This window comes from Mycolicibacterium agri (assembly GCF_002553505.1).
GTDB classification, from domain to species: domain Bacteria; phylum Actinomycetota; class Actinomycetes; order Mycobacteriales; family Mycobacteriaceae; genus Mycobacterium; species Mycobacterium agri.
In genome coordinates this window covers 1-22,629 of record NZ_PDCP01000071.1, presented here as the reverse complement: position 1 = coordinate 22,629, position 22,629 = coordinate 1, and the positions used below count along the sequence as shown (strand labels likewise).

The window sequence follows — 22,629 nt, the reverse complement described above, 5'->3', positions numbered from 1 at the left end:
CACGCCATGACCGACGACCAGCAGAAGGCCGAACGCCGAGAAATCGCCGACACTCTCGTGCGCGCGCTGGAGAGACGCCACGAGTTGCTCGACGTGATCGTCGCGTCGGAGGACTACGACGCGGCCGTCGAGGCGATCGCGGGCATGCTCGGCACGTCGACATCGGGCGCAGAGGCGGTGCTCGGGTTGTCGTTCGACCGGCTCACCAAGGTGTCGCGGCGGCGGATCCGCGACGAACTCGAGGATCTCAATCACGAGCTGAGCTTCACGATCGGGCATCGCAAACCCGCTCCGGGCGAAAGCCTGATGCTGCGCCCGTTCAAGGCCGACGTCGACCGCGACGTCTTCGCCGCGCGTACCGAGGACGTGCGTGCCGCCGGTGACGGGTCCGGGGCTCCGGCCGGCGACCTGGACGACGAGATCCGCGCCGCCGAGGACCGCATGCACGCCGAGGAGGCGGTGTGGTTGGTCGCGCTCGACGGGTCGGAGAAGGTCGGCATGGTGTTCGGCGAGCTGGCCAACGGCGAGGTCAACGTCCGCATCTGGATCCATCCGGCCTACCGCAAGCAGGGCTACGGCACCGCGGCGCTGCGCAAGTCGCGCTCCGAGATGGCGGCGTACTTCCCGGCCGTGCCGCTTGTGGTGCGCGCCCCCGCGGCCGGCGCGTAACGACGCCGGGCTTAGCGCCCTTTGCGCCCCGGGCTTAGCGCCCTTTGCGCCCAAACCGACATTTGGGCGCGAATTTCCCGTGTTTTCTCACCCAAATGTCGGTTTCGGCGTCGCGCCTCCGTCGCTTTAGCGTTTCGGTTTCTTAACATTTGCCTCAATGGCAACACAATTCACATCTGCAACGCGCCTGGCGAGTCTGCTGTCTGCCCTGGCGATCGCGGTTTCTCTCAATGCCTGCACGCCAAAACCCGACGGGCCCGAACCGGCCGCGCAGAGGTTCTTCGCGGCGCTGGCCACCGGCGACACCGACGCCGCGTCGCAATTGACCGACCGGCCGGAGGACGCGCGGGCGGCACTGAACGAGGCGTGGGCCGGCCTGCAGGCGCAGCACCTCGACGCCAAGGTGCTCAGCGCTCGATTCGCCGAGGACACCGGCACGGTCGACTACCGCTACACCTGGCACCTGCCGAAGGACCGCACCTGGACCTACGACGGCCAGCTCAACATGGTGCGCAACGAGGGGACCTGGCAAGTCCGTTGGACTGCAACGGGATTGCATCCGAAACTGGGGGAGAATCAGACCTTCGCGTTGCGGGCGGACCCGCCGCCGCGCGCATCGGTGCACGAGCGCGGCGGCACTGACGTGCTGGCGCCCGGCTACCTCTACCACTTCGCGCTGGACGCCAAGTCCGCGGGAGCCGAGCTGATGAATACCGCGACGGCCCTTGTCGATGCGCTACGGCCGTTCGACGACACCCTGGACCCCCAGCGCCTCGCCGAAGAGGCCAGTTCGGCGGCCGAGCCGCTGAGCCTCATCACGCTGCGCCAGGCCGACCGCGACCGGGTGGCCGCGGTGCTGGGTAACCGGCCAGGCGTCATCATCACGCCGCAGGATGCACTGCTGCCCACCGACGACCATTTCGCGCCGGCGATCTTGAGCGAGGTCAAGAAGGCGGTGCTGGACGACCTCGACGGCAAGGCCGGTTGGCGGGTCGTCAGCGTCAATCAGAACGGCGTCGAAGTCGACGTGCTCAACGAGGTGCCCGGCGAGCCGGCGCCGTCGATCACGATCAGCCTCGACCGTGCCGTTCAAGAGGCCGCGCAGAACGCGGTCGACGCGGTCGGCAAGAAGGCGATGATCGTGGCGATCAAGCCGTCGACCGGGGAGATCCTCGCGGTGGCGCAGAACCCCGCCGCCGACGCCGACGGACCGACGGCCACCATGGGCCTGTACCCGCCGGGGTCGACGTTCAAGATCATCACCGCCGGCGCGGCGATAGAACGCGACATGGCCACGCCCAACACGCTTCTCGGCTGCCCGGGCACGATCGACATCGGCCACCGGACCGTGCCCAACTACGGCGGTTTCGACCTCGGTGTCGTGCCGATGTCGCGGGCGTTCGCCAGTTCCTGCAACACCACGTTCGCCGAGTTGGCCAGCAGGATGCCGCCCCGCGGTCTGACGCAGGCCGCCGCACAGTACGGCATCGGTCCCGACTACGAAATCGAAGGGATCCCAACGGTTTCCGGCTCCGTGCCGCCGACGGTCAACCTCGCCGAACGCACCGAGGACGGCTTCGGTCAGGGCAAGGTCCTGGTCAGCCCGTTCGGGATGGCGCTGGCCGCGGCCACCGTGGCAGCGGGCAAAACCCCTGTGCCGCAACTGATCGAGGGCAGGCAGACAACGGTCAACGGCAATCCCGCGCCCATCTCGCAGAAGATGGTCGAGGGCTTGCGGCCGATGATGCAGCTGGTGGTCACCAACGGCACCGCCAAGGACCTCAACGGCATGGGCGATGTGCGTGGGAAGACCGGAGAGGCCGAGTTCGAGGGCGGATCGCATTCCTGGTTCGCCGGCTACCGCGGCGATATGGCCTTCTCGGCGCTGATCGTCGGGGGCGGCAGTTCGGAGTACGCGGTGCGCATGCTGCGCGGGATGCTCGAGGCCCTGCCGCCCGACTACCTGGCGTAAGCGCTACTGCAGAGGCTCGCTTGGGACGTGGTAGCGGTCCTGATAGTCGGCGACCTGTTCGCGTAGCAGGCCCGCTGGGAGGTGCTCCCACGACCGCGTTGCACCCAGATGCGGTCACGCTAGCCAGCATCGCGGGGCGAACTCGGGAAACATCAGCGAAAACGCGCAATCCGCGCCGCGGCTCATGCTGATCTATTGCGCCGGTCGCGGCGGTATTTTGGAAAGGCGATGACCGGTATCAACGAGCAACCCGCCACACTGCGCGTTTCGGACGCCGACCGCAACGGCACGCTGCGGCGTCTGCACAACGCGGTGGCGCTCGGCCTGATCGACATCGACGAGTTCGAGGAACGTTCGGTGCTGGTGTCACAAGCCCGGCTGCGCTCAGATCTCGACTCCCTCGTCGACGACCTGCCCGGCCCCGGCGCCATCGTCACCTCCGCCACCGACCGGGTGGAGCTGCGCGGCGTGATGGGGTCGTTGAAGCGGCAGGGCGAATGGACGGTGCCGACGCGGCTGTCGCTGCACCGCCGGGTCGGCTCGGTCGATCTGGACCTGACCAGGGCGCGATTCGCCGGTCCGATGGTCATCATCGAGCTTGATCTCAAGTTCAGCGGGCTGGACCTGCGGCTGCCCGACGGCGCCAGCGCCTCCATCGACGACGTCGAGGTCGTCGTCGGCAGCGCCACCGACCACCGCAGGGACGCGCCTGCCGAGGGGACCCCGCACGTCATCCTGACCGGCAAGGTCGTCTGCGGTTCGGTCGACATCCGCGGGCCGCGCAAATCGTGGCTGGCTCGCCGCCTCGACCGCGGCTGACACCCACCCCGAGTCGCAAACCCTACCGGCCGAGCAGATCGGCCGCCCGCTCGGCGAGCAGCTCGTAGATCGACGGCGCCGCGGTCAGCCGGGCAGCTCATCGGACACATCGGTCACTGTCGCAAACCGCGCGGCCCCGCGCCTGCGGTTTTCCCACCGCGAGCAAGCGGACCCCGCTCAGCTACGCTGGCGTTATGCCTGTTCGCACCGCACTTCGTCCCGGCGTGGTGTCGCCCACCCGGCCCGTGCCCAAGTCGATCGAACGCCCCGAATACGTGGGCAAAGCGACCGCAAACGAGGGACACGAGCCGTGGGTGCAGACACCCGAGGTGATCGAGAAGATGCGGATCGCGGGCCGGATCGCCGCGGGTGCCCTCGCCGAGGCGGGCAAGGCCGTCGAGCCCGGTGTGACGACCGACGAGCTGGACCGCATCGCCCACGAGTACATGGTCGACCACGGCGCCTACCCGTCGACGCTGGGCTACAAGGGCTACCCGAAGTCGTGCTGCACGTCGCTGAACGAGGTCATCTGCCACGGCATCCCCGATTCGACGGTCATCGAGGACGGCGACATCGTCAACATCGACGTGACCGCCTACATCCACGGCGTACACGGCGACACCAACGCCACCTTTCTGGCGGGCAACGTCTCCGAGGAACACCGCCTGCTCGTGGAGCGCACGCGCGAGGCGACCATGCGCGCCATCAAGGCGGTGCGGCCTGGCCGCGCGCTGTCGGTGATCGGCCGGGTCATCGAGTCGTACGCAAACCGCTTCGGCTACAACGTCGTTCGCGATTTCACCGGACACGGCATCGGCACAACGTTCCACAACGGGCTGGTGGTACTGCACTACGACCAGCCGGCCGTCGAGACCATCCTCGAGCCTGGCATGACGTTCACCATCGAGCCGATGATCAACCTCGGCTCGCTCGATTACGAGATCTGGGACGACGACTGGACCGTCGTCACCAAGGACCGCAAGTGGACGGCGCAGTTCGAGCACACGCTGGTGGTGACCGAAGACGGCGCCGAAGTCCTGACCCTCGCCGACTGAGGCGCTCGATTGTGAATATGCCGACGCCAGGAGGCGGTTTTCCGTCGCCAGATTCACAAACGGGTGAGGCAACGCGTGAGGCAACGGGTGAGGCAACCTGCGGGCGGACAGGCCGGGCAACCGGTGGGGCACTAGGTGGGGCACTGCTGGTGGCGGGCACGTCGAGCGACGCCGGCAAGTCCATGGTGGTCGCCGGGTTGTGCCGGCTGCTGGCCCGCAAGGGCATCACCGTCGCGCCGTTCAAAGCGCAGAACATGTCCAACAACTCGGCGGTGACGGTCGAAGGCGGCGAGATCGGCCGGGCGCAGGCCATGCAGGCGCGCGCCGCGGGCTTGGCGCCGAGCGTCCGGTTCAACCCGATCCTGCTCAAGCCGGGCAGCGACCGTACGTCGCAACTAGTCGTCAAGGGGCAGGTCACCGGCGCGGTCGCCGCAGGAGACTACATCAAGCATCGCGACCGGCTGGCCCAAGTGGTGGCCGACGAATTAGCTTCGCTGCGAAGCGAATTCGATGCGGTCATCTGCGAGGGCGCCGGTTCACCCGCCGAGATCAACCTGCGGGCAACCGATCTGGCGAACATGGGCCTTGCGCAGGCCGCGCACATACCGGTCGTCCTGGTCGGCGACATCGAAAGGGGTGGGCTGCTCGCGCACCTGTTCGGCACCGTGGCGGTGCTTTCGCCGCAAGACCAGCAACTCGTTGCGGGCTTCATCGTCAACAAGTTTCGCGGTGATCCCGCTCTGCTCGCGCCGGGCTTGACACAGCTGCAGAAGCTGACCGGTAGACCGACCTACGGCGTCATCCCGTTCGACGACGACTTCTGGCTCGACACCGAGGATTCGGTGTCGGTGCAGGCGCATCGCGTCGTCGGCCAGCCGCAACCGCCGGTGGGGGAGCAGTGGCTGCGGGTGGCGGCGATTCGGCTGCCGCGCATCTCGAACTCCACCGACGTCGAGGCGCTGGCATGCGAACCCGGCGTGCTGGTGCGCTGGGTGACCGATCCCGCCGACCTGGCCGACACCGACGTCGTCGTCATCCCCGGCAGCAAGGCCACGGTCGCCGACCTCGACTGGCTGCGCGCCCGCGGCCTGGCCGACGGAATCGCCGCACATGCCAGGGCAGGCAGGCCGGTGCTGGGCATCTGCGGCGGCTTCCAGATGCTGTGCCGTCGCATCGACGACCCCGTGGAGTCCGGAACCGGGCCCGTGGCGGCCCTCGGCCTGCTCGACGCCGACATCGTCTTCGCCGCCGCCAAGACCCTGCGCCGTCACGAGGCGCCTTTGCACGGCTACGAGATCCATCACGGTCAGGTGTCGCGCGCCGCTGCCGACGACTGGCTCGGCGTCGGGCACCGGCAGGCGTCGGTATACGGCACGCACTGGCACGGCCTGCTCGACAACGACGACGTGCGCCGCCGCTGGCTCGCCGACGCCGCCGCGGCCGCCGGGCGGAACGGGTTCACCGTCGCCGACGACGTCGACGTGCGTGCGAGGCGCGACGCTCAACTCGACCTGATGGCCGACCTGCTGACCGCCAACGTCGACGTCGACGCGATCGTTGGCCTGCTGGAGAACGGCCCGCCGCCCCGGCCGACGATTCTCACCTCGATTTAGCGGCTTTGGCGCCGTCGCCGTCGCCGTGGCCGGGGCGCACCCTCTCTCCGGGCGTCGCGCACGACGTGCGTGTCACCAGCGACACCGGCAGCACGGTTCGGCGCCGCATCCGTCGGCCGGGCTGATCCCAGCGCGCGAACAGGCGATCGGCGGCGAAGCGGCCCATCGCGTCGCCGTCCTGGTGGATCACCGTGATCGCCGGCTTCAGCGACGCGGCAGTCGGGAAGTCGCCGAACCCCACCAGCGCGATGTCTCTGCGGCGCAACCTCTGCAGCGCCGAGACCAGCGCGATGGTGAACCGTGCATTGGAGGAGAACACCGCGCTCGGCGGGTCGGGCGCCGCAAGCACCCGCTGCAGTGCGGCGGTCAGCGTCGCGACGTCATGCTCGCCGATGTGCACGTGGTCGTGCGGCAGGCCAGCCTCGTCGAGCGCCTGCTGCCACCCCTTCAGCCGCAGCATCCCGGTGAAGGTGTCGTCGCCGAAGAACGCGATGCTGCGATGGCCGTGCGAGATCAGATGCCGGGTCGCGTCGAAGCCGCCGCCGAGGTCGTCCTGCACCACCGCATCCGCGGTCAGCCTGCCCGGTTCGCGGTCGACGAACACCAGCGGTGTGCGCTCCTGCCACGGCCGCAGATACGACATGTCGCGGCCGACCGGACAGATGATCATGCCCGCCACTTGGCGTTTCAAAACCGCTTCCAGCGAGCGCCTTTCGTGTGACGGCTCCCAGCCGACGCTGGTGACGATCACGGCGACATCGCGCTTGCTGGCCTCGCGTTCGACCGCGTCGATGATGCTGGCGAAAAAGGGGTCCGCCACACCGGGCACCGCGACACCGATGGCGGCGTCGCGACCGGTGCGGAAGCTGACCGCGAGCATATTGGGGACGTAACGCAGCTCGTCGATCGCGCGCTCGACCCTCTCACGCACGTCGGCGGAGACGTAGCGGTCGTTGTTGATCACCCGCGAGACCGTCTTCGCGCTCACGCCGGCGCGCTGGGCGACGTCGCGCATCGTGACCATCGGTCGTCCTCCTCGTCGGTCAGCGGTCAGTATGACACCGATGACAGAGAATTTTCTGACACCGGTGACATAACGCGGAAGATGGCGTACTGTCCGGCACATGCCAATCGCTGAGTGGCGCGGGTTACAGCACGAGTGACCGCGCGGCCGCAGTTGCTACCTCCGAATGTGGTGCCGCACTGGTATGCCGGCGGTCCGGCCTTGGCCGCATGGCGCGGCCTGCCGCCGGTCGGGGACTTTTCGCCCGAGGAGTGGATCGGCGCCACCGTCGCCCGGTTCGGCGAGCCGAACCTCGGTCCGGCGCGGCTTGCCGACGGCACACTGCTGCGTGACGCGGTCCGTGACGATCCGGTCGGCTGGCTCGGCCGCGACGACGGCGCGCCCGGCGACACCGGCCTACTAGTCAAGCTGCTGGACGCCGGGCAGCGGCTGCCCGTGCACGTGCATCCCACCCGCGAATTCGCGTGCAGACATCTGGACTGCCCATACGGCAAGACCGAGGCGTGGTACATCCTGCGCGCCGACGGCGACGCCGCCGTCTGGGTGGGGTGGCGCGAAGCGGTTGCGCCCGAACGGCTCTCGGCGATCGTTGAGGCCCAGGACACCGAGGCGATGCTCGCGCTGATGCACCGGATCCCGGTGCGGCCGGGCGACGGCGTGCTGGTTCCCGGCGGCACACCTCATGCCATCGGACGCGGGGTGTTGCTCGTCGAGGCGCAGGAACCGACCGACCAGTCGATCCTGCTTGAGCGGGTCAACACCACAGCCGCCGACGACGAGATCTTCCTCGGCCTCGACCGTGACGTCGCGCTGTCGGCCGTCGAATCGTCACCCCTCGGCGACGTCGACCAGCTGGTGCGCCACGCCACCGCCTGCGGGGTGACCTCCGTGCTGCCCGACGCGGCCGCCGAGTTCTTCCGGATGGATTTGCTTGCGCCGCATGCCGATATGCCTGCCGGGTTCGCCGTCGCGGTGGTGCTGTCCGGCGCCGGGTCGCTGCAATCCGCGCACGGCGACCCGTTGCACCTGGCCGCAGGCGACACGCTCGTGGTGCCCGCCTCGTGCGGCGACTGGCATGTCGACGGTGACGCTCAGCTTCTGGTGTGCCGTGCCGGCGAGTCGTGGCCGCCGCAGCGCACACCGACCACACAAGGAGGTGCCGCATGACCCCGATCCTCCAAGCGCGTGGGCTCTCCCGCAGCTTCGGTCACGTGCGCGCGCTGGACGGCGCGGACTTCGACGTGCACGAAGGTGAGATCGTCGGCCTGATCGGCGACAACGGAGCGGGCAAGTCGACGCTGATCAAGGCTCTGTCGGGCAACCTCGACCTGGACGACGGCGAGATCTACTTCAGAGGCGAACGGGTGCGGTTCGCAGGCCCGAGAGACGCAGAAGAGGTGGGCATCGAGGTCGTCTACCAAGACCTGGCTCTCGCGCCGCACCTCAACCCCGTCCAGAATGTGTTCCTCGGCAGGGAGATTGCTCGCAAGGGCATCCTCGGCCATCTCGGCTTCATGGACGAGAAGGAGATGCGCGGCCGCGCCGCCCAGTCCTTCGCCGAACTGGGTGCGACGGTGAGATCGCTTAGTGCACCTGTCGGTTCGATGTCGGGCGGTCAGCGGCAGGGCATCGCCATCGCCAGGGCGATGGCATGGGCCAAAAGGGTGCTGATCCTCGACGAGCCGACCGCCGCGCTCGGTGTCGTGCAGACCAAGAACGTGCTGGAGTCCATCAAGCGGGTGCGCGACAAGGGCATCGCGGTGGTGTTCATCAGCCATTCGATGCCACACGTGCTCGAGGTGTGTGACCGCATCCAGGTCCTGCGACTGGGCAAGCGCGTCGCCACGTATCCCGGTCACCAAACCACCGTCGAAGAACTCGTCGGCGCAATGACGGGTGCGCTGGACGCACGGGACGGCGCGGCATGAGCACCGTCGCGAGCCAGCAAGCCGTCGTCACTGGGGCCGACGGGATGGATTCCGATCAGCCGTTCCTCAAACGCGTTGTCGGACTGCAGGCGTTCTGGATCCTCGGCGTCCTGATCGTCATCTGTGTGTTCTTCGCCGTCATCGCGGGCAGCCGCTTCATGTCCACCGGCAACTTCACCTTGATCTCCGAGAACGTCGCGGTGTGGGCAGTGCTCGGGGTCGGCATGACCTTCGTCATCATCACCGCGGGCATCGACCTGTCGGTCGGCTCGGTGCTGGTGTTCGCGTCGGTGGTGTCGGCGAAGGTGATGGAGGCGATGGGTGGCGCGGGGCCGGGCGTGGCGGCCACCGGGCTCGCCGTCGCGATCGTCGGCGGACTCGCCTGGGGCATCGTCAACGGGGTGCTCGTGGCGGTGGCCAGAGTGCCTGCGCTGATCGTCACCCTCGGCACCCTTTCCATCGCGCTCGGTCTCGCGCAGGTGCTCACCGGCGGCATCGACATCCGCTCCGTACCTACCGAACTCACCGACTTCAGCGTCTACACCAAGGTGCTCGGCATTCCCGGCCTGCCATTCGTGGCCCTGGTCGTCGTGATCGTCGGCGCAATCGTGTTGCACAAGACCAAGTTCGGCCGGTACACGTATGCGATCGGCTCCAACGCGGAGGCGGCGCGGCGCACCGGCATCAAGGTGACGCGGCACCTCGTGCTCGTATACGCGCTCGCAGGAACGCTCGCCGGGGTCGGGGCGATCCTCACCCTGGCGCAGTTCGGCACCACCACCATCGCGGGACAGTCGCTGACCAACCTCAACGTGATCGCCGCGGTGGTCATCGGCGGCACATCCATCTTCGGCGGCGAGGGCAGCATCTTCGGCACCGTGGTCGGCCTGTTCATCCCCGCCGTGCTGCAGTCGGGTTTCGTCATCATCGGAGTCCAGCCGTTCTGGCAGGGCGTCGCGGTCGGCACCGTGCTGATCGCCGCCGTCTACGTCGACCAGTCCCGCCGCGCCGCGGCGCAGCGCGGTGCGCGCTCCCACAACATCTTCAAACGCCAGTCGCAACGAAAGGAACCTCAGTGAACCGCAAGCGCGCAATGCTGGTCGCGGGAACGTTGGGCTCGATAGTTCTCGCCATGTCGTCCTGCACCTCGTCGAAACCGCAGGCTTCCGAAGACGCGGGAGAAGCGGGCGGCAACGCGCCGGAAACGATGGCGACGACGGTGGCGGCACCGCCAAAAGCCAGCAAGGAGTACAACATTGCGCTGCTGCAGGGCGTGGCGGGCGACCAGTTCTACATCACCATGCAGTGCGGGGCGCAAGAAGAGGCGGCGAAGCTGGGGGTCAAACTCGACACCCAGGGGCCGCAGAAGTTCGACCCGACGCTGCAGAAGCCGATCCTCGACTCGATCGTGGCCGCACGGCCCGACGCGGTGCTCGTCGCGCCCACCGATGTGAAGGCCATGCAACAACCCCTGCAGCAGGCGGCCGCGGCCGGAATCAAGGTCGTCCTCGTCGACACCACCACCGAGGACCCGTCATACGCGGTCTCCGAGATCGCCAGCGACAACGAAGGCGGCGGCAGGGCGGCGTTCGAAGCAATCAAGAAGCTGCGCCCCGAGGGCGGCAAGGTCATGGTGATGAACGTCGATCCCGGCGTCTCGACCACCGACGCGCGCGCCAAGGGATTCGAGGATGCGGTCAAGGCGGACAGCAACTTTCAGTATGTCGGCGTCCAGTACAGCCACAACGATCCGGCGACGGCCGCGCAGCTGATCGGCGCGCAGTTGCAGAAGGATCCGGATCTCGTCGGCGTCTTCGCAACCAACATCTTCTCGGCCGAGGGTTCGGCCACCGGTGTGCGGCAGGCCGGCAAGGCCGGCCAGGTGTCGGTGGTCGGCTTCGACGCCGGCCCCAACCAGATGCAGGCGCTGCGGGACGGCACCGTTCAGGCCCTCGTGGCCCAGGATCCCGGGCTGATCGGCAAATTCGGCGTCGACGAGGCCGTGACGGCGCTGGACGGCGGCGACAACACCACGAGGGTGCAGACCGGATTCACGATCATCACGCAGGACAACCTCAACGGTGAAGGGGGCGCGGCCGCCTACAAGTCGAACTGCTAGCCGGCACCGCCCCCGCAGCAACATTGCGGCGGTAGCCTGGGCACATGTTCAGGCGGCGCGGGGGGCTGGGTGCGCTGACGCTCATCGCGGTCACCGCACTGGCCGGATGCGCCACCACCATCGCAGGCACCGCTACGTGGCCCGGCGCCAAGCTGGAGAAAACCGTGCTGACCGCCGAGGACTTTCCACCCGGAGTGCAGTACGACCGCATCATCGACAAGCCGGGCATCCCCGACGGCGCGGGCGGCCCGCCGCCGATGCTGTCGAAACCGGAAGGCTGCTCCGACGGACTGACGCGGGTGATCGCCGCGTCGGCCGAACGCGGCGCGGGCAGCGCGGCGAAGTACGTCGTCGCCTACGACGGTGCCCGGATCGTGATGACCGTGCTGACCTGGAACCTGGATCTGGACAACCTCGCCGCCACCGCCGAACGCTGCGCGAGCTATCAGACCTTCTTCGACCCGTCGTCGGAGGGTATCCCCATGACCACCACCCGGTTGCAGGCCGGCAGGCCCGACGCACTCGTCTACGAGCAGACGATGGACCTCAACGGCGCGAAAAGCAGCGTTTTCTTTTCTTTCGAAAACGTCGGCGCCATGGCGGTTTTCGGCATAGCGTTCGCCACACCGAATCCGCAGATTGCGGTCAAAGGTTCGCTGCCGCAAACGTTTCTAGAAATCACTGACGCCCAGGCGGGTCGACTGGCGACCAGCTGACCGATGGGTCCAGACCGCCGAAAACATTCCCATCGAGCGCCGTCTCGCTGTAGTTTGACGCAATGCCCTCGACGATGGTCACCGTCGACGGTTTCCCTGTTCCAGTCGATGTCTCCGGCCCGGACAAGGGGTCCGTCGTGGTATTGCTCGGCGCCGCGCAGCAAGCCGCGTCGGCATACGAGGCGGTATGTCAACGGCTGCACACCGCGTCGCTGCGCACCATCGTCATCGGGCCCGATCCGCGACTGACGGCAAAGTCGGTCGTCGGCATCATGGACATGCTCGATGTGCAGTGGGGTCTGGTGGTCGGCGACCGTGTCGGCGGCGAACTCGCGTGGGAACTGGCCGCCACCCGCCTGGACCGCTTCATCGGCCTCGTCGTGATCGACCGCGGCCATCCCCGGGTGGCTGACCTGTCCGGTGTCATCCGCGACGAGCACTGCCCACCGGTCGAGATGAACACCACCGCGCTGGTCACCTCGCCGGCGGCGCGGGCGGTGGCGCAGGCCAGCCAGCGTTACGTCTACGGCGACTTCCGCTTGGTGGAACTGCTCGGGCGACGCAACGCGCAGGAGTCAACCGCGCAACTGGCCGCCGAGATCGTGCTGCGCACCAGCACCTGGTGAGCTTCGCCCTATCCCTGGTCAGGCGCTTGATCGGGTTTCCACGGCTGCGGCAACCCGGTGGTGGTCGGGAACAGGTAGTCGATGAAGGCCGCCGCGGTCGGCTGCGGCTCGTGGTTGGCCAGCCCAGGACGCTCGTTGGCCTCGATGAAGACGTACTCGTCCTTGGTCACGTCGGGCACCAACAGGTCGATGCCGGTTACCGGGATGCCGATCGCCTCGGCCGCCTTGACCGCCACCCGGCACAGCTCGGGGTGTACCTCGGCGGTGACGTCGTGAATGGTGCCGCCCTGGTGAAGGTTGGCGGTGCGGCGCACGCGCAACCGCTCGCCTTCGGGCAGCACATCGTCGAACGACCATCCGGCCTCGGCGACCGTCCCCTCGGTCACCGCGTCGATCGGGATGCGTGACTCGCCGCCGGTGGCGGCCTCCCGCCGACGGCTCTGCGCCTCGATCAACTCGCGAATGGTGTGATGGCCGGTGCCGACGATCTCGGCGGGCCTGCGGATCGCGGCCGCGACGACTTTGCCGTCGATCACGACCAGCCGGAGGTCGTCGCCCCTGGCCCGCTGCTCGATGAGCACCTCGGGATGCTGCTCGCGGGCGCGTGCCAGCGCGCGATCCAGGTCCTCGGGGCCGTCGACGCCGACGGTGATGCCCTTGCCCTGCTCGCCCCTGGTCGGCTTGACCACCACGTCGCCGACCTCGGCCAGGAACTTGTGGTCCTCTTCGTCGAAGGTGACCAGCCGTCCGCGCGGCACGATGATGCCCGCCTCGCCGACGATGCGCCGGGTCTGACGCTTGTCGTCGCAGCGGCTCATCGCCACCGCAGAGGTGAACTCCGACAACGACTCTCGCGTGATGACGGTGCGGCCGCCGTGGGACAGCCGCATCTCGCCCGCCCCGGCGTCGAGCACCTCGACCCAGATACCGCGCCGCATGGCCTCGTCGGCGATGATGCGCGCGTAGGGGTTGAGGTCGTCGACCGTCTCGGGCGGGTGCGTGAACAGCGGCTCGTTGATGGCGTTCTTGCGCTTGACCGCCATCACCGGAACGCGCTGGAACCCCAACTTCTCGTACAAGCCGATGGCGGCGACGTTGTCGTGGGTGACCGACAGGTCCATGTAGGCGCGCCCGCGGTCGCGGTAGAGCGCGGCGAGCGCGCGGGTCAGCGCCGCGCCGACGCCGGGCAGGCTGGTCGTCGGGTCGACGGCAAGCGTCCACAGGCTCGAGCCGTTCTCCGGGTCGTTGAACAGCATCTTGTGGTCGACGCCGGTCACGGTGCCCAACACCGAGCCGTCGTCGTCGCGGACCGCGACGAGGTAGTCGACCGGCTCGAGGTTGAGGTGGTTGTCCCAGATGACGTCGGTTGGGGCAGGCACCATGCCGCAGCGCACGTAGACGTTGTTCATGGCGTCGGCTTCGGCCTCGCTCTGCAGCGGACGCACCGTGAAACCCGTCGTCGCGGGCGCGGCTTCGTCCTCGCCGGAGAACCGCAGCCGGTAGGTGTGGCTGGGGTCGATGAACAGTTCCGCGGGCGCCCTCGAGACCAGCACGTGCGGCTCGCGGGCGTAGATGCAGATGTCGCGCCTGCCGTAGGTCTCGCCGCGCAGCGCCTCGGCGAGTTCGTCCGCGTCGGCGAACGTCTGGCCGAAAAGCAGGCGTCCCCAACCCAATTCGAGCACCACGTTGTCGGCCATCGCGTCGACGAGGTGCGGGGGAGTGGCGTCGTGCAGCCCGAGGGTGATCTCCTCGGTGTGGTCAGTGGGATTCTCGGTCATGCTCATGCGGCGGGGCCCGTGATGCCGTGCCGTTGCAGCCACAGCTCGAGCAGCGCGATCTGCCACAGCTCGTTGCCGCGCAACGGGGTCAGCCGCCCGTTCGGGTCGGCGAGCAGCGCGTCGACCGCCTCGGGGCGAAACAGCCCGCGTTCCTTGGCAACCGGCGCGTAGAGAGCATCGCGGACCATATCCAGATAGGGCCCTTCGAGATGGGTCAGGGCGGGCACGGGGAAGTAGCCCTTTGGCCGGTCGATCACCTCCGACGGGATCACCCGTCGCGCGGCCTCCTTGAGCACACCCTTGCCGCCCTGTGCGGTCTTCAGTTCCGGCGGACAGCTCGCTGCCAGTTCGACGACCTCATGGTCGAGGAACGGCACGCGACCCTCCAAACCCCAGGCCATGGTCATGTTGTCGACCCGTTTGACCGGGTCGTCGACCAGCATCACCATGGTGTCCAACCGCAGCGCGCGGTCGACACCGGTCTCGGCGCCCGCGCGGGCGAAGTGTTCGGTGACGAAGCGCCTGCTCGGGTCGTCGTCCGCGACGTGGGATTGTGCTGCGAGCGCCTCCACGCCGCTGGCGTCCCGGTCGAAAAACGCTGTGCGGTAGGCCGATACGGAGCCGTCCAGCGAGGCGGCGGCGGGCTCGCCCATCGGCGGATACCAGTGGTATCCGGCGAACACCTCGTCGGCGCCCTGACCCGACTGCACCACCTTGACGTGCTTGGCCACTTCCTGGCTGAGCAGATAGAAGGCGACGCAGTCGTGGCTGACCATGGGTTCGCTCATCGCGCCGATCGCGCCGTCGAGCGCGGGCAGCATCCGCTCGGAGGGGATCCGGATCTGATGGTGGTCGGTGCCGAATCGGTCGGCCACGATGTCGGACCACTTGAACTCGTCGCCCTCGACGCCGCCGACGGACTCGAAGCCGATGGAGAACGTCTTGAGTCCGGTCTGTCCCGCTTCGGCCAGCAGGCCGACGATCAGGCTGGAGTCGACGCCACCGGAGAGCAGGCAGCCCACCGGCACGTCGGCCACCATGCGGCGGTCGACAGCGACCCGCAGTGCGGCCAAAACCGCGTCTTCCCAATCCCTTTCGGACCAGTCCTTGCGCTCCTCGCTGCGGGTGAAGTCGGGCTCCCAGTACGTGGTGGTGGTGCGCCTGCCGTCGGGTTCGATCGCGATCAGCGTGGCAGGCGGGATCTTGGCGACCCCGCGCAGGATCGTGCGTGGCGGCGGCACGACGGAGTGGAACGTGAGGTAGTTGTGCAGCGCGACCGGATCGATGCGGGTGTCGACGCCGCCGCCGGCCAGCAGAGCGGGCAGTGACGAGGCGAACCGCAGGCGGTGAGCGTCCTCGGTGATGTAGAGCGGTTTGATGCCGAGGCGGTCGCGGCCGAGCAACACCCTGCCGCTGTCGCGTTCGACGATCGCGAAGGCGAACATGCCGTACAGGTGGTCGACGAAGCGATCGCCCCAGTGGTGGTAGGCCTTCAGCAGCACCTCGGTGTCGCTGTGGGAGAAGAACCGGTAGCCGTGCCCGGACAGTTCGCGGCGCAGATCCTCGTAGTTGTAGATGCACCCGTTCCAGGCGATGGCCAGCCCGAGTTCGCTGTCGATCATCGGTTGCCCGCCGGCTTCGGAGAGGTCGATGATCTTCAGTCGGCGGTGGCCGAGAGCCACCCGGCCCGACGACCAGGCTCCTGCGCCGTCCGGGCCGCGCGGGGCCATCGCCTCGGCCATTGCCGAAACTGCCGCAATATCAGGTGCTCGGCCGTCGAGTCGCACCTCGCCGGTGGCTCCACACATCAGTTCGACCCTACCGGGTGGTCGCCCACCCGGCGCGGCCGGGGACCAAACGCCGGGTCGGCTGAGGCGGAGTTCGCGGGACCTTCGGGCTGGCCGGGACCTGCGGAGCGGCTAGGAGGCGCCTTCCAACTGTTCACCCGTTTCATCTACCTGCCGGATGGGCCCGGTAAACCAGTTTTTGACCGATGCGTGCCAGTAGATCCACAGCAGGATGAGTACGGAGCCGACGAGGATCGGCGTGTAGTTGACCGATTTCCACTCGAAGCTGGGATCCCACGGCATGCCCGCGTTGCTGTAGGGGAACAGCGCGATGATCGAGGTGATGATGATCTCGATCACCGCGACCGGCGCCATCCACTTGTGGTGTCCGCGCAGGTTCCAGCTGCCGACCTCGAACGCGTCACCCATCCGCCAGCGCAGATAGATGGGCACGGCGAAGCACAGGTAGAGCCCGACCACGCCGATCGAGACCACCGCGAAGAACGCGACGGGCACGGGTGCGCCGTTGACGTCCACGGGCACCAGGGCGGGCAGCGTGATGGCCGCTGCGAGCACGGCGGTGACGACCACGCCGTTGGCGGGCACCTTGTTCTTGCTCACTTTCGCCCACAGCTGATGCCCCGGGACCGCGCGGTCGCGGCTGAACGCAAACAGCATCCGCGAGGCGCTGGTCTGGCAGGCGGTGGTGCAGAAGAACTGCCCGGCGGCCGAAATCAGCAGCACCGTGCCGACCCACTTGGTGGACAGCGCCTGGTTGAAGATCGTCACCACCGCGCCGCCGGAGGCCGACACCTCGTCGGGGTCCTGGACGGCGAACAAAAACGACAGCAGGACGATCCAGCCGCCGATGGCCGAGTAGAAGATCGACCGCCAGATGCCCTTGGCGGCGCCTTCGGCGGCGCTCTTGGTCTCTTCGGAAAGGTGCGCCGACGCGTCGTAGCCGGTGATCGTGTACTGGGTCAGGATCGCCGCGATCGGCAACACAAAGATGAGCCAGCCCCAACCTTTCTCGCCGCCGAACATGCCGGTGTTGTTGATCGTGGTGGCGAACACCTCGCTGAAGCTGGCGTGCTGCTCGGGGATCAGGAACAGGATCAGCACCACCACGGCCGCGCCGATCACGTGCCACCACACCGAGACGTTGTTGATGATCGCCAGCAGGTGGCTGGAGAAGATGTTGATGGTCGCCGACGCGGCCAGGATGATCACGAACAAGACGAACGTGCGCGTCAGGCTGTAGCCGGCCAGCCAGCTTTCGCTGAACGTGCCGAGCGTGAGGTCGACGAACGTCGCGCAGCCATAGGACACCGACGCCAGGATCGCGATCAACCCGATCAGGTTCAGCCATCCGGTGTAGAAGCCGGCCTTGGGTCCGCCGAGTTTGGCTGCCCACCAATAGATTCCGCCCGACGTCGGGAACGCCGAGACGAGTTCGGACATGCACAGCCCGATGATCAGGATGAATACCGAGACCAGGGGCCAACCCCATGCGATGGCGGCGGGCCCGCCGTTGTTCCAGCCGAGGCCGAACGAGGTGAAGCAGCCCGCCAGGATCGAGATGATCGAGAACGAGATCGCGAAGTTACTGAATCCGGACCACGAACGCTGCAATTCCTGTACGTAGCCGAGCTTGGCGAGATGCTTTTCGTCGTCGGTGAGATGTTCGTGGCCTTCTGGCACAGCGATCTCCTTAACAGAGGTGGGGTGGAACTCGCTTGAAACTCGCATAGGCACAATAGGACGCCAAAGGTCTGTTGTCCTACCTTTGGCGCTGACGTGCGCGTAAATATTTGTCAAAAGTCGTTGACCTCGTATCTCACCGGGTTTATTGTCCAAGTTGTCTGACAACTTGTGCTCGTACAGCCAGCCGGGAGCCGAGGAGGAGCGATGGCGGATAACACGCGCGCAGTCGGTTCGGTCACGTATCGCGAGGCCGAACACGGGTATTTCGAGAAACGGCAGTTGCGCCGTCACGCCGCCTTCTGGTCCCTCTGGGCCCTCGGTGTCGGGGCGGTCATCTCGGGCGACTTCTACGGCTGGAACCTCGGCCTTGACGCGGGCGGCTTCGGCGGCCTGCTGATCGCCGCGGTGGTCATCACGATCATGTACTACGGCCTGTGCTTTTCCATCGCCGAGATGTCACCGGCGTTGCCGCACACCGGCGGTGCTTACTCGTTCTCCCGGTCGGCGATGGGCCCGTGGGGCGGCTTCATCACCGGGCTGGCCGAGAACATGGAATACGTCATCACGCCCGCCGTGGTGGTGGGCGCAATGGGGTTCCTCTCCCATGACATCGTCTACGACCTGACCGGAACCACCGGCTGGTGGAACAGCCCGGTGCTGTGGTGGGCGGTGTACTACATCATCTTCGTCGGGATCAACATCCTCGGCATCGAGATCACCATGCGGTTCACCGTCGCGATCACCGTCGCGGCGCTTGCCGTTCTGGTGTTCTTCTTCCTCTCCGTGCTGTTCAGCGGCAAGTTCGACGCAAGCCTGCTGACCAACATCCCGCCGGAGGAGGGCGGTAACAGCTTCCTGCCCAAGGGCATAGCGGGAATCTTCCCCGCTCTACCGTTCGCGATCTGGTTCTACCTCGCGATCGAGGAACTGCCGCTGGCCGCCGAGGAGTCGCATGATCCGAAGCGCGACATCCCACGCGCGACGATCTGGGGTCTGACCACCCTGATGTTCTTGGGCGTCGGCATCCTGTTCCTGAACACCGGCGTCGGTGGCGGCGCAGCCGAAATCGGCACGTCGGCAACGCCGTTCTTCGACGGATTCAAGGCGGTCTTCGGCGAGGGTGTCGGATCTTCGCTGCTTGGCATCCTCGCGCTGATCGGCCTGATCGCCAGCTTCTTCACGATCATCTACGCCTACGGCCGCAACACCTATTCGCTGTCGCGAGCGGGCTACTTCCCGCAGGTGCTGTCGTTGACTCATGGGACGAGGCACACGCCCTACGTCGCGCTGATTGCAGGCGCCGTGATCGGCTACATCCTCTCGCTGGTGATCTACTTCCTCGGCCAGAGCGAAAGCGCCGTTGCGGGCAAGATCGTCGGCGCGCTGCTGTACATGGCCGTATTCGGCGCCGTCATCTCCTATTTCATGCAGTCGCTGGCGTTCATCGTGTTGCGCCGCAGGCTGCCGCACATCGAACGGCCCTACCGCAGCCCGGTCGGTCAGTGGGGTGCGGCGATAGCCGGCGCGATCGCGTTGGTGGCCCTGGTGTCACTGTTCCTCAACGAGGACTACCGGCCCGGCGTCTACGGGACGGCGGTGTACTTCGTGATCGGGCTGATCTACTTCGCCGTCCGAGGGCGCCACAAGCTGGTGCTCTCACCGGAGGAGGAGTTCGCGATGTCGCACGGTAGGCACGGCGCGAACCTCCAGGAGGAGGGTTACGGAACGGTCTCCGTCGCCGACATTGCGGCAGAAGAAGAGGCGGCGTCGCGGTCATCCGACGACGAGTCGTCCAGCCGTAGGTGATGTGACCGGCGGGGAGGATCGCCGCCCAATCCTCCCCGCTCACCGTGCCTTTCATGTTGTTCACCGCCACCGTGAGGGGGAGTCGTGTCTCTGGTTCTCGGAGTCGACGTCGGCTCACAGAGCATCAAGGCGGTGATTGTCGACCAGGCAGGCGAAGTCGTGTCCTGCGGCTCGGCGCCGCTGACCATGGTGCACGAACACGACGGCTGGGCCGAACAGGATCCCCACGCGTACTGCACCGCTTTGCGTGACGCAGTCCGCGCAGCGACCCGGGATGTGCCGGCAGACCAGGTGGTGGCCATGGGATTGGGCAGTCAGGTCGACGGGGTCGTCGCGTGCGACGCCGTCGGAGCGCCCCTGCGCGCGGCCATCATCTGGTTGGACAAGCGTGCCACCGACGAATGCGAGCAACTGACCGCGAAGGTGGGCGCCGACCTGCTGGCCGAACGGACCGGTCTGGTGGCCGACGCCTCGCACAGCGCGCCGAAGATGATGTGGATCCGCGACCACGAACCGGACGTCTGGCGGCACACCGTCATGCTGGCCCCTGCCGGATCCTTTGTGTTGCACTATCTTTCGCGGAGTTACGCGCAGGACGCCGCGAACGCGTCGTCGACGATGGTCTACGACGTCGGCAAGGGTGACTTCGACGCCGAACTCTGTGACGCCGCGGGACTCGACCCGGCCATGCTGCCGCAGGTCCTGCCGTCCACAGACGTCGTCGGCACACTGCTACCCGACGTCGCGGCTGAGCTCGGACTGCCCGCCAAGTGTGTGCTCGTCGTCGGGACCGGCGACGAGCACGCCGCATCCGTCGGCGCCGGCGCCATCGAGTCGGGCGTGGTGGTCGACGTCACCGGCACCGCGGAACCGGTCACGACGGTGGCCACCGAGCCCCTGCATGATCCGCAGGGCCTGGTGGAAACCCACGGCCACGCGGTCCCGGGAACATGGCTGATCGAAAACCCCGGATTTGTCAGCGGGGGAAGCACTTTGTGGCTGGCCAAGGGACTGCTCGGCATCCCGCAGGGCGACATCTTCGACCGCGCGCGTGGGGCGCCGCCAGGCAGCGACGGCGTGCTTTTCCTGCCTGCGCTGTCGGGGGCGACCGCGCCGCGATGGAACGACACCATGCGGGGCGCATTCCTCGGCCTGGCGATGAATCACACCTCCGCGCATGCGGCGCGTGCGGTATTGGAAGGCTGCGCCTACGCGCTTCGCGACATCGTCGACCGTCTTCGCGCCCTTGGCCTCGGTGACGGCGAGGTCCGCATCGTCGGTGGCGGTGCGCGAGACGATCTGTGGGCCTCCATCAAGGCCAACGTCCTCGGCACGCCGGTGCGCCGGGTCCTGACCGACGAGGCGACCGCCGTCGGGGCGGCGATGATCGCCGGGGTCGGTGCGGGTGTGTTCCGTGATTTCGCAGCGGCTTCTGTTGCGGTGCAACTGGATCCGATCGCCATCGAACCCGACTCCGCCGTGCACCGGGTCTACACCGACGCATACAACCGGTACCTGGCCGCGTTCGACGCCGTCGAATCGGCGCTGGCGCACGGCCCCGACTGCGCGGTTCGGTCGACATGACCGCGGTGCCGGACCCCAACGCGCTTCTCACCGAACTGCGCTCGCGCGGCTACGCCAATCTGCCCGACATCGATATCCGGGTCGGTACTTCGGTTTTGGACGGTGCGGTCGCCGACGCCAGTAGTCGGCAGGGACCGCCTGCGCCGGTGATCGTCAGCGACGGCGGCCCCTACCGCACGCCCGCGGGATCGGTCGTCGACCGGCTGTCCGAGCAGCTCGGCGGCTGCCGCGTCATCCAGCTCGGCGAGGGAACCGTGCGGGCCGACGAAGACACCGTCGAGCGGGCGGTTGCCGAAGTCGGCTCCTCGCAGTTGTTGGTGTCGGTCGGCGCAGGCACGCTCACCGACATCGCCAAGATCACCGCGCAACACACGGGCAGCCGCCACGTCGCGGTGCAAACAGCGTGCAGCATCAACGGTTTCATCGCCGACCGCAGTGTTCTGGTCATTGCGGGCGCCAAACGCACCGTGGTCTCGCGGTGGCCCGACATGCTCGTCGCGGACTCCGACATCCTCGGCTCGGCCCCGCAGCGGCTGAACCTCGCCGGGGTGGGCGACCTGTCCACGGTGCCCAATGCGGTGGCCGAGTGGCAGTTGGCGGCCCGCCTCGGTCACGGACCCGGCTACGATGCGGCGGTCGTCGAACAGGTGCTCGCCGCCATGCCCGCGCTGCCGTCGCTGGCACGGGCGACCCGTGACGCCGAGCCGGACGGGCTGGCCGATCTGGCGCGTCTGCTGGCGGGCAGCGGGCTGTCGATGGGCATCGTCGGGTCGACCGCACCCGCGTCGGGCAGCGAACACGCGGTGTCGCATCTGCTGGAAATGGCCCTGGCGCAACGGCTTGGGCCTGCCGCCCCGCACGGCATGCAGGTCACCGTGGCGACGCGCCTCGCGTTGCGAGTGTGGCAACTCGTCGACCGCGCGATCAGGTCGGGCCCTGTGCAGATCCGGGTGCCCGACGAGGCGGCCAGCCGGGATGCGGTGGCGCTGGCGTTCGCCGAGCTCGGCGCGAAGACGGTCGAGGAGTGTTGGACGGCGTACTCGGCCAAACGAAACTGGCTGCAGGAGCACCGAACCGACGTCGAGGCGTTGGTCAGCGACTGGGATGAGTTCATACGGTCGCTGAGCCTGCCGACGCCGGAACAGTTCGACGACGTCAGCCACGCCAGTGGACTGCCCACGCGCGCCGAGGATCTCGGCTCCGGCTACGACGATCGCCTGTTGACGTGGGCGCTGCGGAACTGTCACCTGCTGCGGGAACGGATTTCGATCGTCGACCTCGCCGACGTGCTCGGCGTCTGGTCGGACGATACGGCGCGGTCGATCGTGGCCGACTCCGAAAACCGATGAAGGAGATTCTCAATGACGTTGTCAAGCGGCCGCAGCAGTAGTTGTGGGCTGGTAGACGGCGTGGTCGCGGAGCATTGCCC

18 protein-coding genes are annotated in these 22,629 nt (G+C 67.6%); 14 read left to right on the top strand and 4 right to left on the bottom strand.

What is annotated here, in order from left to right; translation table 11 throughout:
• The first annotated feature begins 6 nt into the window (after window positions 1-6).
• From CQY20_RS26515 to CQY20_RS26495, 5 genes are all read left to right on the top strand, one after another.
• Window positions 7-669 carry a GNAT family N-acetyltransferase gene (locus CQY20_RS26515; protein ID WP_097943155.1) on the top strand — a complete coding sequence of 221 codons (663 nt, stop codon included), beginning with the start codon at window positions 7-9 and terminating at the stop codon, window positions 667-669.
• A gap of 157 nt (window positions 670-826) precedes the next feature.
• Window positions 827-2,641: a penicillin-binding transpeptidase domain-containing protein gene (locus CQY20_RS26510; protein ID WP_097943153.1), complete on the top strand. Its 1,815-nt coding sequence runs from the start codon at window positions 827-829 to the stop codon at window positions 2,639-2,641.
• A gap of 228 nt (window positions 2,642-2,869) precedes the next feature.
• Window positions 2,870-3,460, top strand: coding sequence for a DUF1707 SHOCT-like domain-containing protein (locus CQY20_RS26505; RefSeq protein WP_097943151.1), 591 nt, complete (start codon window positions 2,870-2,872; stop codon window positions 3,458-3,460).
• Between the two features lie 194 nt (window positions 3,461-3,654).
• A complete protein-coding gene (map, locus tag CQY20_RS26500; protein WP_097943149.1) occupies window positions 3,655-4,515 on the top strand; it encodes a type I methionyl aminopeptidase in 861 nt (286 codons plus the stop codon).
• A 143-nt stretch (window positions 4,516-4,658) separates the two neighbouring features.
• Window positions 4,659-6,128 carry a cobyric acid synthase gene (locus CQY20_RS26495; protein ID WP_272938835.1) on the top strand — a complete coding sequence of 490 codons (1,470 nt, stop codon included), beginning with the start codon at window positions 4,659-4,661 and terminating at the stop codon, window positions 6,126-6,128.
• On the opposite strand, the gene CQY20_RS26490 is transcribed toward CQY20_RS26495, so the two are convergent.
• Entirely contained in the window at window positions 6,115-7,152 is a 1,038-nt protein-coding gene (locus tag CQY20_RS26490) for a LacI family DNA-binding transcriptional regulator (protein WP_097943145.1), read from the bottom strand. The two genes, CQY20_RS26495 and CQY20_RS26490, sit on opposite strands and share 14 nt — an antisense overlap.
• 135 nt (window positions 7,153-7,287) lie before the next feature.
• Between CQY20_RS26490 and CQY20_RS26485 the strand changes: the two genes are divergently transcribed.
• The 6 genes from CQY20_RS26485 to CQY20_RS26460 all read left to right on the top strand — a co-directional run bounded on the left by CQY20_RS26485 (window position 7,288) and on the right by CQY20_RS26460 (window position 12,541).
• Window positions 7,288-8,319: a class I mannose-6-phosphate isomerase gene (locus CQY20_RS26485; protein ID WP_097943143.1), complete on the top strand. Its 1,032-nt coding sequence runs from the start codon at window positions 7,288-7,290 to the stop codon at window positions 8,317-8,319.
• Window positions 8,316-9,080 (top strand): ATP-binding cassette domain-containing protein, encoded by a 765-nt coding sequence (locus CQY20_RS26480; protein WP_097943141.1) that lies wholly within the window; start codon window positions 8,316-8,318, stop codon window positions 9,078-9,080. The genes CQY20_RS26485 and CQY20_RS26480 overlap by 4 nt, the downstream gene beginning before the upstream one ends.
• Window positions 9,077-10,159 carry an ABC transporter permease gene (locus CQY20_RS26475; RefSeq protein ID WP_097943139.1) on the top strand — a complete coding sequence of 361 codons (1,083 nt, stop codon included), beginning with the start codon at window positions 9,077-9,079 and terminating at the stop codon, window positions 10,157-10,159. Before CQY20_RS26480 ends, CQY20_RS26475 begins: the two co-directional genes overlap by 4 nt.
• Window positions 10,156-11,199 (top strand): ABC transporter substrate-binding protein, encoded by a 1,044-nt coding sequence (locus tag CQY20_RS26470; protein WP_097943137.1) that lies wholly within the window; start codon window positions 10,156-10,158, stop codon window positions 11,197-11,199. The genes CQY20_RS26475 and CQY20_RS26470 overlap by 4 nt, the downstream gene beginning before the upstream one ends.
• 44 nt (window positions 11,200-11,243) lie before the next feature.
• The gene (locus CQY20_RS26465) at window positions 11,244-11,915 is read left to right on the top strand and encodes a hypothetical protein (RefSeq protein ID WP_097943135.1); all 672 of its coding nucleotides are present in this window, start codon (window positions 11,244-11,246) and stop codon (window positions 11,913-11,915) included.
• Window positions 11,916-11,977: 62 nt separating this feature from the next.
• On the top strand, window positions 11,978-12,541 hold the full coding sequence (locus tag CQY20_RS26460; RefSeq protein WP_097943133.1) for an alpha/beta fold hydrolase: 564 nt from the start codon (window positions 11,978-11,980) through the stop codon (window positions 12,539-12,541).
• 8 nt (window positions 12,542-12,549) lie between these two features.
• Here the strand turns inward: CQY20_RS26460 and ngg are convergent, their stop codons facing one another.
• From ngg to CQY20_RS26445, 3 genes are all read right to left on the bottom strand, one after another.
• Window positions 12,550-14,325, bottom strand: coding sequence for an N-acetylglutaminylglutamine synthetase (gene ngg / locus CQY20_RS26455; protein WP_420093246.1), 1,776 nt, complete (start codon window positions 14,323-14,325; stop codon window positions 12,550-12,552).
• Window positions 14,322-16,127 carry an N-acetylglutaminylglutamine amidotransferase gene (locus CQY20_RS26450; RefSeq protein ID WP_097943129.1) on the bottom strand — a complete coding sequence of 602 codons (1,806 nt, stop codon included), beginning with the start codon at window positions 16,125-16,127 and terminating at the stop codon, window positions 14,322-14,324. The genes ngg and CQY20_RS26450 overlap by 4 nt, the downstream gene beginning before the upstream one ends.
• A 111-nt stretch (window positions 16,128-16,238) precedes the next feature.
• A complete protein-coding gene (locus CQY20_RS26445) occupies window positions 16,239-17,807 on the bottom strand; it encodes an amino acid permease (RefSeq protein ID WP_097943127.1) in 1,569 nt (522 codons plus the stop codon).
• Window positions 17,808-18,014: 207 nt separating this feature from the next.
• On the opposite strand from CQY20_RS26445, the gene CQY20_RS26440 reads away from it, so the two are divergent.
• The 3 genes from CQY20_RS26440 to CQY20_RS26430 all read left to right on the top strand — a co-directional run bounded on the left by CQY20_RS26440 (window position 18,015) and on the right by CQY20_RS26430 (window position 22,549).
• A complete protein-coding gene (locus CQY20_RS26440) occupies window positions 18,015-19,616 on the top strand; it encodes an amino acid permease (protein WP_097943125.1) in 1,602 nt (533 codons plus the stop codon).
• Between the two features lie 84 nt (window positions 19,617-19,700).
• Window positions 19,701-21,200: a xylulokinase gene (locus CQY20_RS26435; protein WP_097943123.1), complete on the top strand. Its 1,500-nt coding sequence runs from the start codon at window positions 19,701-19,703 to the stop codon at window positions 21,198-21,200.
• Window positions 21,197-22,549, top strand: a complete 1,353-nt coding sequence (locus tag CQY20_RS26430) for an iron-containing alcohol dehydrogenase (RefSeq protein ID WP_097943121.1) — start codon at window positions 21,197-21,199, stop codon at window positions 22,547-22,549. Before CQY20_RS26435 ends, CQY20_RS26430 begins: the two co-directional genes overlap by 4 nt.
• Window positions 22,550-22,629 lie beyond the last annotated feature (80 nt).